Source organism: Streptomyces sp. NPDC027185, from assembly GCF_055567035.1.
In genome coordinates this window covers 577,507-588,185 of sequence record NZ_JBVHRF010000001.1, presented here as the reverse complement: position 1 = coordinate 588,185, position 10,679 = coordinate 577,507, and the positions used below count along the sequence as shown (strand labels likewise).

General features: G+C 72.7%; 10 protein-coding genes. 2 read left to right on the top strand and 8 right to left on the bottom strand.

What is annotated here, in order from left to right:
- Positions 1-127 precede the first annotated feature (127 nt).
- The 4 genes from ACZ4M8_RS02475 to ACZ4M8_RS02460 form a co-directional block, all read right to left on the bottom strand.
- Positions 128-457, bottom strand: a complete 330-nt coding sequence (locus tag ACZ4M8_RS02475; RefSeq protein WP_345083731.1) for an antibiotic biosynthesis monooxygenase family protein — start codon at positions 455-457, stop codon at positions 128-130.
- Between the two features lie 179 nt (positions 458-636).
- The gene (gene proP / locus ACZ4M8_RS02470) at positions 637-2,022 is read right to left on the bottom strand and encodes a glycine betaine/L-proline transporter ProP (RefSeq protein WP_467603442.1); all 1,386 of its coding nucleotides are present in this window, start codon (positions 2,020-2,022) and stop codon (positions 637-639) included.
- A 721-nt stretch (positions 2,023-2,743) separates the two neighbouring features.
- Positions 2,744-3,757, bottom strand: coding sequence for a CU044_5270 family protein (locus ACZ4M8_RS02465; RefSeq protein WP_467602711.1), 1,014 nt, complete (start codon positions 3,755-3,757; stop codon positions 2,744-2,746).
- Positions 3,750-4,289 carry an RNA polymerase sigma factor gene (locus ACZ4M8_RS02460; RefSeq protein ID WP_399091535.1) on the bottom strand — a complete coding sequence of 180 codons (540 nt, stop codon included), beginning with the start codon at positions 4,287-4,289 and terminating at the stop codon, positions 3,750-3,752. The genes ACZ4M8_RS02465 and ACZ4M8_RS02460 overlap by 8 nt, the downstream gene beginning before the upstream one ends.
- 105 nt (positions 4,290-4,394) lie before the next feature.
- Here ACZ4M8_RS02460 and ctaD point away from each other — a divergent pair, with 105 nt between their 5' ends.
- Both ctaD and ACZ4M8_RS02450 read left to right on the top strand, forming a co-directional pair.
- On the top strand, positions 4,395-6,044 hold the full coding sequence (gene ctaD / locus ACZ4M8_RS02455) for an aa3-type cytochrome oxidase subunit I (RefSeq protein WP_467602709.1): 1,650 nt from the start codon (positions 4,395-4,397) through the stop codon (positions 6,042-6,044).
- On the top strand, positions 6,041-6,391 hold the full coding sequence (locus ACZ4M8_RS02450) for a hypothetical protein (RefSeq protein WP_467602707.1): 351 nt from the start codon (positions 6,041-6,043) through the stop codon (positions 6,389-6,391). The genes ctaD and ACZ4M8_RS02450 overlap by 4 nt, the downstream gene beginning before the upstream one ends.
- 325 nt (positions 6,392-6,716) lie before the next feature.
- On the opposite strand, the gene ACZ4M8_RS02445 is transcribed toward ACZ4M8_RS02450, so the two are convergent.
- The 4 genes from ACZ4M8_RS02445 to ACZ4M8_RS02430 all read right to left on the bottom strand — a co-directional run bounded on the left by ACZ4M8_RS02445 (position 6,717) and on the right by ACZ4M8_RS02430 (position 10,527).
- Positions 6,717-7,394 (bottom strand): hypothetical protein, encoded by a 678-nt coding sequence (locus ACZ4M8_RS02445; RefSeq protein WP_467602705.1) that lies wholly within the window; start codon positions 7,392-7,394, stop codon positions 6,717-6,719.
- Between the two features lie 316 nt (positions 7,395-7,710).
- A complete protein-coding gene (locus ACZ4M8_RS02440; RefSeq protein WP_467602704.1) occupies positions 7,711-8,214 on the bottom strand; it encodes a DUF6114 domain-containing protein in 504 nt (167 codons plus the stop codon).
- Between the two features lies 1 nt (position 8,215).
- The gene (locus ACZ4M8_RS02435) at positions 8,216-8,833 is read right to left on the bottom strand and encodes a DUF6230 family protein (protein ID WP_467602702.1); all 618 of its coding nucleotides are present in this window, start codon (positions 8,831-8,833) and stop codon (positions 8,216-8,218) included.
- A 461-nt stretch (positions 8,834-9,294) separates the two neighbouring features.
- Positions 9,295-10,527 (bottom strand): cytochrome P450, encoded by a 1,233-nt coding sequence (locus tag ACZ4M8_RS02430; protein WP_467602700.1) that lies wholly within the window; start codon positions 10,525-10,527, stop codon positions 9,295-9,297.
- Positions 10,528-10,679 lie beyond the last annotated feature (152 nt).

Here is a 10,679-nt window from a genome sequence, read left to right as displayed (position 1 = left end):
CCGCCCCGGAACGGTCCGCCCCGGGCCGGTGCGCTCCGGTGACGGGCGGTGACACGGACGGGGCGCCCGCGGTGGGCAGGCGCCCCGGACCGGTCGGACGCCGGCCCTCAGCGGGACCGGCCTCGCGTCAGCCCTGCTTCGGACCGGCCTGCTGGACGACCTCGAACGACCAGAGCGTGGAGCCGGACGCGGCGGGCTTCGGCCGCTCACCGCCGCCCTCACCGCCACCCTGGTGGGCGGCCTTCATCGGGCCCTCCATCCACGCCTGGAAGGACGCCTCGTCGCGCCAGCGGGTGTAGACGAGGTACTGGTCGGTGCCCTCGACGGGCCGCAGCAGCTCGAACCATTCGAAGCCGTCGGACGAGTCGACGGTCCCGGCGCGGGAGGAGAACCGCTGCTCCAGGACCTCACGCTGCTCGGCGGGGACGGTGAGTGCGTTGATCTTCACGATGCTCATGCCGCCATCGTGCCCCATCCAGCGGGGCGGCCGGGGGCCAGGTCCCCCGACCGGACGCCGGGCCGGTGGCGGCATCCGGACGCGTACGGGCCCCGGGCCGCTGCACGGCGCGCCCCCGGACGCACCGGAGCCCGGTGCCGTGCGGGCACCGGGCTCCTGGGGTTCTGCCGGGACGCCGGTCAGGCGGCCGCGGTCGCCTTCTGGCGGGTGATGCGGACGACCTCGCGGGCCTCCGCGTCGGTCTCCACCGCGGGGGGCGAGCCGGGCAGCGGCTTGCGGGCGCTCTCCGACATCCGCCAGACCGCGATACCGCCGATGACGGCCGCCGCCATCATGTAGTAGGCGGGCATCATGCGGTCGCCGGTGGCGCCGATCAGCGCCGTGACGATCAGCGGGGTGGTGCCGCCGAACAGCGAGACGGAGATGTTGAAGCCGATGGACAGCGAGCCGTAGCGGACCTTCGTCGGGAAGAGCGCGGGCAGCGTCGAGGGCATCGTGGAGGTGAAGCAGACCAGCAGCAGGCCCAGCGCGCTCATGCCGAGGGCGATGGCGAGCAGCGAGCCCTGCCGGATCAGCAGCAGCGCGGGCACCGACAGCACCAGGAACCCGACGCAGCCCGCGGCGATCACCGGGCGGCGGCCGAAGCGGTCGCTGAGCCGGCCCGCGAACGGCTGGACGCACATCATCACGACCATCACCGCGAGGACGACCAGCAGCCCGTGCGTCTCGTCGTACTTCAGCTCCGAGGTCAGATAGCTCGGCATGTACGACAGGAGCATGTAGTCGGTGACGTTGAAGACCAGGACGAGGCCGACGCAGAGCAGCATCGAACGCCACTGACCGAAGATCATCTCGCGGACGCCGACGCGCTTCTCCGCCTCGCGCCGCTCCTTCTCCTTCGTCCGCGCCTCCGCCTCCAGCTGCGCGAACGCCGGGGTCTCCTCCAGCCGCATCCGCAGGTAGAGGCCGATGATGCCCATCGGGCCCGCGATCAGGAACGGGATCCGCCAGCCCCAGGAGAGCAGAGCGTCGGTGGAGAGCAGCGCGGTCATCAAGGTGACCAGGCCGGCGCCGCCGACGTAGCCCGCCAGGGTGCCGAACTCCAGCCAGCTGCCGAGGAAGCCGCGCTTCTTGTCGGGCGCGTACTCGGCGATGAAGGTGGACGCGCCGCCGTACTCACCGCCGGTGGAGAAGCCCTGCACCAGCCGGGCGACGAGCAGCAGGATCGGGGCGCCGACGCCGATCGAGGCGTACGAGGGGATCAGGCCGATGCAGAAGGTGCCCGCCGCCATCATGATCATGGTGAGGGCGAGGACCTTCTGGCGGCCGATGCGGTCGCCGAGCGGGCCGAAGACCATGCCGCCGATCGGCCGGACGAGGAACGCCGCGGCGAACGCGCCGAACGTCGACAGCAGCTGCGCCGTCGGGTTCCCGGACGGGAAGAACACCTTGCCGAGGGTGACCGCGATGTAGCTGTAGACACCGAAGTCGAACCACTCCATGGCGTTGCCGAGCGCCGCGGCGGAGACCGCGCGCTTGACCATCGCCGGCTCGACGACCGTCACCTCGCCGGTGGACTCTCTGGAGGACGTGCCCCCGGTGCGCTGTTCCGAGTCGGATGCGGTGGCCGTCCGGCCACCACCCTTACCGCCCTTGTCACGGGGCCCCGGTGCGACGGGGGACTGCGTCGGCACGTGCTCGCTCGCCTGCGCTCTCTGGGTCGACTACAGGAAAAAGTCCCGTCACGGGGTGACGGGCGAAAGTCGACCATAGGGGCAGACCCGGTCATCACGGACGGTGCACGGCTGACCGCGCAAGGGGTCGCCTACCCGCTCTCCGCAGGCCAAACGTGCCTTCGCGGAGCTTCCGGCGAGGTGCCGGGGTGTGAGCCATATCGCGGTGAGAGCCCGCAACCGCGCGCCGGGGTGACGCGGCCCACACCCGGCGTGCGGTCCTCCCGTACGCGCCCCTCCCCCGCGCTCCTCGGCCTGCCGGACGCCACCGGGAGAGGGGCGCGGCGAGTGCCGGACGGCCACCCGCGGACGCCCGTACGCACGACGCACGGCCCGTACGCACGCCGCACGGCCCGTACGCACGCCGCACGGCCCGTACGTACGACCGCCGGACGGGCCCGTACGCACGACCGGCGCGGCGGCCCGCCGGGGGCCACCGCGCCGGGGGATCGTCGCGTCACTCAAGGATCCGCCCGGTGCGCGCCGTCCGCCACCCGGGCCGTCCGCCACCCCGACGGACCGCACCCCGGGCGACGTCACCGGGCGGCCCGGGTCACTCCAGCCACGCCTCGTACGACAGGACCGCACCGGCGGCCACCCGCGCGTCGGGGATGGCCGCCGTGGTCGTCGTCTCGTTGCCGAGGAGGCGGCCGGTCGCCGGGTCGAGGATCAGCATCTGGCGGATGCCCTCCATCGCCCCGGCGCGTCCGGTGCAGACGTACGCCTGCCCGGGGCGGCCCAGCCGGTCGGTGACCCGGCCCGCCGGGCGCAGATCGCGGGCGGTGGCGAGCAGCGCCACCACGGCGGCGTTCTCCCGGGGGCCCGGCGTCCACTCCTGCCGGAACGCCGAAAGCGCCTGGAGCAGCTGCGGCGTCCCGCCGTCGGCCCCGCCGTACAGCGCGCCGAGCAGCCGCCGCAGCGCCTCGGGGTCGTCGGGCGGCGGCGTCCGCGACGCCAGGCCGCCGCCGGACGCCTCGGCGCCCGCCGGGTACGCCACCCGGTGCAGCACCCTGCCGTCCTCGACGGTGCTGCGGCGTCCGTCGCCGGTGGCGTGGATCACCGGGCGGCCCGGGTGCCGCGGATCGGTCGCCACCACCAGCTCGGTGCCGCTGCCGTCGGTGTTCCACCGGGTCAGCCGCTCCTCGGGCACGGTGACCGGCGGTGCGTCCGCGGTGCCGGTACGGCGGTCCAGGTACCAGCTCTGCACGTGGCTGCCGCGGCGCGGCCCGGCCGCCGGATCCGCCGCGTCCGCGTACGTCCGCGCGCGCCGCGCCAGTTCGGCCAGCGGCACGGACGGGCCGCCGGACCGCACCTGGAGGGCGGCCGGGACGGCGGCCGCCGGGGCGGCGCCGGGCCCGGAGAGGGTGTAGGCGAGCACCGCGAAGAGGGTCAGCGCCGCCGCCTCGGCGCGGAGCACCAGCCGGCGGCCGATCTGCCGGCGGCGGTTGCGGTACAGCAGCTGGTTCAGGGCCCGCTCGGCCCGGTGGTCTAGGGGCCGCTCCCGCCACGGCCCGGTGTGCGCCGGCGCGGGGTCGGCCGAGCGCAGCAGCTCCAGTTCGTCATCCATCGCACTCGCCTCCTGCTCGCGCGGACACCGGCGTCCGCATCCGGTCGATCTGGGTGCGGAGCCGTCCCCGCGCCCGGTGCAGCCGCATCGCCGCCGCGCCGCGGCCGCAGCCGAGGGTGACGGCCAGTTCGTCGACGGTCAGCTCCTCCCACGCCGTCAGCCGCAGCACCTCCTGGTCGGCCGGGGAGAGCCGGGCCAGCGCCTCGTGCACCCAGGAGCCGGGCCGCTCCGCGTCCGGGCTCTCCACCGTGCCCCGGCGGTGCGCGATCTCGTGGTTGCCCAGCCGGTGCAGGAGCCGGCGGTGGCGGCCCTTGCCGCGCACCGTGTTGGCCAGGCAGTTGCGGGCCACCCCGTACAGCCAGGGCAGGGGGGAGTCGGGGAGGTCCGCGCGGCGGCGCCAGGCGGTGGAGAAGACCTCCGCGACTATTTCCTCGACCTCGTCCGCCTGCCCGTCCAGCCGCCGTGCCACGAAACGGCTGACCGCCCAGTAGTGGGCGCGGTAGGCAGCGGCGAAGGCTTCGTCCGTGCTCATGATCGGTTGGTGTCCGGCACGCCCCCGATCGTCACACGCCGCCCGGGTGATCCATCCCACGGCCCCGGCGGTGACGCGGGGCGGCCCGCCGGACACCTACCGGGCATGAGAACTCCCGTGAAGTGGCTGACGACCACGGACCACAAGGCGATCGGCACGCTCTATCTCGTCACCGCGTTCGCGTTCTTCTGCGTCGGCGGGGTGATGGCGCTGCTGATGCGCGCCGAACTCGCCCGCCCCGGCCATCAGATCCTGTCGAACGAACAGTTCAACCAGGCGTTCACGATGCACGGCACGATCATGCTGCTGATGTTCGCGACGCCGCTGTTCGCCGGATTCGCCAACTGGATCATGCCGCTGCAGATCGGCGCGCCCGATGTCGCCTTTCCCCGGCTCAACATGCTGTCGTACTGGCTCTATCTCTTCGGGTCGCTGATAGCGGTCGGTGGGTTTCTCACTCCGCAAGGGGCGGCGGATTTCGGCTGGTTCGCGTATTCGCCGCTCTCCGGGGCGGTCCGCTCGCCGGGGATCGGCGGCGATATGTGGATCATGGGGCTGGCGCTCTCCGGATTCGGCACGATTCTCGGGTCGGTCAACTTCATCACCACGATCATCTGTATGCGCGCGCCCGGTATGACGATGTTCCGCATGCCGATCTTCACCTGGAACGTGCTGCTGACCGGCGTTCTCGTGCTGCTCGCCTTCCCGGTGCTGGCCGCCGCGCTGTTCGCCCTGGAGGCGGACCGGAAATTCGGGGCACACATCTTCGACGCGGCGAACGGCGGGGCGCTTCTGTGGCAGCACCTCTTCTGGTTCTTCGGGCATCCGGAGGTCTACATCATCGCGTTGCCGTTCTTCGGGATCATCTCCGAGGTCATTCCGGTCTTCTCCCGTAAGCCGATGTTCGGCTACGTCGGACTGATCGCCGCGACGATCTCCATCGCCGGTCTCTCGGTGACCGTCTGGGCGCACCACATGTACGCCACCGGCGGCGTCCTGCTGCCGTTCTTCTCCTTCATGACCTTCCTCATCGCCGTGCCGACCGGGGTGAAGTTCTTCAACTGGATCGGCACGATGTGGAAAGGCTCGCTCTCCTTCGAAACGCCGATGCTCTGGGCGATCGGCTTCCTCATCACCTTTGTCTTCGGCGGTCTGACCGGCGTCCTCCTCGCCTCCCCGCCGATCGACTTCCATGTCACCGACTCGTACTTCGTGGTGGCCCACTTCCACTACGTCATCTTCGGTACGGTCGTCTTCGCGATGTTCTCCGGATTCCACTTCTGGTGGCCGAAGTTCACCGGCAAGATGCTGGACGAACGCCTGGGGAAAATCACCTTCTGGACGCTGTTCATCGGCTTCCACGGCACGTTCCTCGTCCAGCACTGGCTGGGCGCGGAAGGCATGCTCCGCCGTATCCCGGACTATCTCGCGGCCGACGGCTTCACCACGCTGAACACCGTCTCGACGATTTTCTCCTTCCTCCTCGGCCTGTCCGTCCTGCCCTTCTTCCACAACGTCTGGAAGACCGCGAAATACGGGGAGAAGGTCGCGGACGACGATCCGTGGGGCTACGGCCGTTCCCTGGAATGGGCGACCTCCTGCCCGCCGCCGCGCCACAATTTCCTGACCCTGCCGCGTATCCGGTCCGAATCCCCGGCGTTCGATCTGCACCATCCCGAGGTCGCCGCCGAGGACGACGCGCTGCGGAGCGGGGAGCGGGCGGTGTCGGTGGCCGGGCGGAGCGGCCGGGCATGAGCGGAACGACCGACGGGATGCGGACCGACGCGGCGATCAACGAGATCGAGGGCTTCCTGCTGTGGGAGGCGGAGAAGCGCCGGGCGCGGAGCCGCGCGGAGGCGTTCTGCGCCGGGCTGCCCTGGCTGACCGGGGCCCAGCGTGCGGAGGTCGAACGGCACTACTGCCGCGACCGGACCGAGGTCTCCCGCGAGTGCCTGGAGCGCATCGCGGCCCGCGCCACCGAACTGCGCGCCGAGTACGAGGCCGTCCACCGGAGGCTGCGACGGCGCCTGCTGACCGGGTACGCGACGGGCACGGTCGCCGTCGTGGCGGCGGCGGTCGGCTTCGTCCTGGGCGGTCGGTGAGACGGCGGGCCCGGTACGACGGCGGTCGCGGGGCGGCGGCCCGGTTCCGTACGGATGCCGGTCCGGTACCCGTACGGGCGCCGGGCCGGTTTCCGTACCGGTGGCGGGCCGGTTTCCGTACCGGTGGCGGGCCGCCGCCCTGCTCCGTGGCGCCGCCGGTGGCCGTGGGGGAGCGGCCACCGGCGGCGGACCGGTGCGGTGCGTGGGCCGACCGGTAGGAGGGTGGTGCGCGGGCGGCGCGGTGGGCGACCGCCGGTCAGCCGCCGATGGTGCTCAGCTGCCGGAGGCGGTCAGCCGCCCGGTGGAGGTCAGTGGCCGGAGGGGGTCAGCTGCCGACCGTGATCCGGGACCCCGCGTCGGTGGTGTCACTGACGGCGTAGGTGGCGTTGAAGTTCGAGCTGGTCGCGGTCGTCGGGCAGCCGAAGCCGCCCTCGACCTTCACCGGCACCGCCGCGTCGGTGAACTTCAGGGTGGAGGGCGCGCCGTTGGTCCAGGTGCCGTTGACGGTCGCCGCCGCCGTCGGCGCGGCGGTCACCGTACACGTGGCCAGCCCGCTGGTCTTCAGGACGAAGCCGCCGGACGGCATGGTGAGCCCGGCGGTCGCCGGGGAGCCGTTCTGGAGGGCCACGGTCCAGTCGCCGGTGGTGGTGACGGTGGCGCTGACGCCCGGCATGCTCGTGGTGCAGGAGCTGTAGGTGGGCGCGGAGACGGCGCTGCTCACCGGCCCGGAGGCGTTGGTGTTGCCGGGCGCGTCGGGCACCTTCCCGGTGGCTTCGGAGGCGGTGCAGGTCACCGTCACCGACCCGGCGGAGAACGTCGGCGAACCGGAGAGTTTCGCGCCGAAGGCGTGCCCGGCGGGCGTGACGGTGGTGGACGCGGCGGCCGCCCCCGGCGCGGGCGCGGGCTCGGCGGTCGCCGGCCCGGTCGCGGCGAACGTCAGCCCGAGGGCCGCCACGACACCGGCCGACGCGGTGAGCACGGTGCGGGTCAGATGCTGGGACATCGCTGATCTCCTTCGTACGGGTGGGTGCCCGGGAGCCGGGCGGTGAGGGGGAAGTGCGGTGGTGCCATCCCGCGCGGCGGCGCACAGCGGCACGGCCGCGCGGCGCGGTGGGCGCGCACGGCGAACCGCGCGCGGGGTGAAACGGGGAACGGGCGGGACGGCAGCCGTACGGGGCCGGTCGGCCTGGGGGTGCCGTACGGAGGTGTCCCGCGGGGGACGGAGGTTGTCCTGCGGAGGTACGTCGACGAGGGCGCGGGCGTCCGCCGGGACCGGCGGGGAGAGGCCCCGCCGGGCTGCTCCCGTCGCTCCCGCCGTGCTACGGGCGGGAGTTGCCGGGAGCCGGTGTCGGCGTCGGCACCGGGGCCGCCGTCGGGCCCGTCGCACCGGTGCCCTCCGCCGGATCCGTGGTCCCGGCCCCGGCCCCTGCCGGCCCGCCCGGTGTGCCGTCCCGCTCCGCCACGTCGGCGGTCACCGGCTGCCACGCGAAGATCAGCGCGCCGCCGAGGATGCCGAGGACGGTGCCGAGGAGGAAGCCGCCGAGGTTGGACATGACGAGTGCGGCGGTCGCGCCGAGGACGGTCAGGACGCCGGCGAGGGTCCGGTGCTGCGGGGTGAACCACGCCGACAGCCCCATCAGGATCATCACCAGCCCCATCAGGACCGACGGGACTCCGGCGATGCCCTGCTGGAGCATGACCTTCAGCGGGGCCAGCGGCAGGGCGCAGATCTCGGCCCCGGCGAGCGCCGCCGCCAGTCCGCCCCAGAAGGGACGGCTCCGGCGCCAGCGCCGCCAGCGGGCGCGGACGGTCGCGGCGCCCACCTCAGAAGCATTCCTTCGCGCCCTTGGAAATCTTCATGCTGAGCCCGGAGAGTCGGAATGTTCCGGCGTTGGTGGACCAGGCGGTCTGCCGCAGATGGTTGATGGCGATGTCGTCGGCCTGCTGCGCGAAGAGGTCCTGGAGGCCCTTGGCGTCGGCCGGGCCCTTGCTCAGCGTCGAGGCGTCCCGGCCGATCTCGATGCCGTGGAAGGACGCGTCGCCGGCGAGCTGGGTGGCGTCGACGAAGAGGTTGGTCGCCCTGACGGGTTCGTCGGCGCCGGCGGTGAGGTTGAGGGAGATGTCGCCGAGGACCGGCAGGCGGGTGACGACCGACTGGCACAGGTGGTGCAGTTCGGCGGTCTTGATGGCGGTGACGGCGACCGGCAGCAGATCGCCTCTCGCATTGGTGTCCACGCTGCCGTACTGGGCGAACCCGTCGCCCGTGAGGCGGTCCGCGGACACTTTGAACTGCTGTCCCGAGACGGCGAACGAGGCGGCGAGCGCCCCGTTGGCGAGGGCGATGCCCAGGGCGGCGGTGGTGGCGACGGCCGGGACGGTCAGCACGGCGAACCGCCGCCAGCTGATGCGTCCCGTGACATGTCTGCCGTGTGCGTCCTTCACGACGGATCCCCTTCGATGAGTGCGGTGGGTCGCGCTGTCGAACGTGTGGGGGGCGTGCCAGGTGCGGATGCGCGGTGTATACGGTCCGGGCGCCGCGGCCGCCGGGCGGCGCGGGGCACGGGGGGCCGTGCGGCGGTACGGGAGCGGGACGGGGCAGGACCTGCGGTCGGCGCACTGCCGTCGTCGCTGAACTACCGGGGTTACCCCGGGTGTTACCGGCGAGTTGAATGTAATTCCGCCGCTGTCCGCTGGCAAGGACACGCGCGTGACGGTTTTCGGCCGTCTGCCCGCCGGGGCGCCCGCCCGCCCGGGGCCCTCCGGCCGCCCGGCCTCCCGTACCGTCCGCCGCCCCGGGAGCGGACGGAGGTCACCGCCGTGCCGTACGGAGATCCCCGTCCAAAGGCGCGCGAAGGCCCGCCGCCCCGGGGGCGACGGGCCCGTCCCGTGCGGCGGGGCGCCGGCTACGCGTAGCGGACCCGCATCTCCTTCACGCCGTTCAGCCACGACGAGCGCAGGCGGCGGGGGGCGTCGGTGAGGGTGATGTCCGGGAGGGCGTCGGCGATCGCCTGGAAGATCAGGTTGATCTCCAGGACGGCGAGGGACTTGCCGAGGCAGAAGTGCGGTCCGCCGCCGCCGAAGCCGAGGTGCGGGTTGGGGTCGCGGGTGATGTCGAAGTCCCCGGGGCGCTCGAAGACGTCGGGGTCGTTGTTGGCGGAGGCGTAGAAGATGCCGACCCGCTGGCCCTCGCGGATGCGGGCGCCGCCCAGGGTGGTGTCCCGGGTGGCGGTGCGCTGGAAGGAGACGACGGGGGTGGCCCAGCGCACGATCTCCTCGGCGGCGGTGGCGGGCCGCTCGCGTTTGTACAGCTCCCACTGGTCGGGGTGGGTGAGGAAGGCGTGCATGCCGTGGGTGATGGCGTTGCGGGTCGTCTCGTTGCCCGCCACCGCCAGCAGCAGCACGAAGAAGCCGAACTCGTCGGAGCCGAGGTTGCCGTCATCCTCCGCGGCGACCAGTGTGCTGACGATGTCGGCGGCGGGGCACGCCTTGCGGTCGGCGGCGAGGTTCATCGCGTAGGAGATCAGCTCCATCGCGGCGGTGGTGCCGACCTCCTCGGTGATGGCGAGTTCCGGATCGTCGTAGGCGATCATCTTGTTCGACCAGTCGAAGATGCGGGCGCGGTCGTCCTGGGGGACACCGATCAGCTCCGCGATGGCCTGGAGCGGCAGTTCGCAGGCGATGTCGGTGACGAAGTCGCCGGAGCCGGAGCGGCGCGCGCCCTCGACGATCTTCCCGGCGCGCTCCCGCAGCGCGCCCTCCAGCGCCCGCACCGCACGCGGGGTGAAGCCGCGCTGCACGATCTGCCGGACCCGGGTGTGCTCGGGCGGGTCCATGTTCAGCATGATCAGCTTCTGGACGTCGATCTGGTCGCGGGTCATGGAGTCGTTGAAGCGGATGATCGAGGTGTTGCGGTGCGCGGAGAAGATGTCCGGTTTGGTGGACACCTCCTTGACGTCCTCGTGGCGGGTCACCACCCAGTAGCCGTCGTCGCCGAACCCGGCGGTGTTGTGCGGCTGCGCGCACCACCACACCGGCGCGGTCCGCCGCAGCCGGGCGAACTCGGGGAGCGGGACGCGCGACTGGTAGACGTCGGGGTCGGTGAAGTCGAAACCCTCGGGCAGCGCGGGGCATGGCATCGGCGGCTCCTGATCCGGTCCGGCGCGGCCCGGCGGCCGGCCGCCGGGGGCCGGGTGACGCCGCCGCCACCACTGGTTCTGACGAGTCATCAGATGTCGCGGCGAAGGTAGTAACGAGTTCTACAAGTGGCAAGGCCCCCGGCGCCGGACGT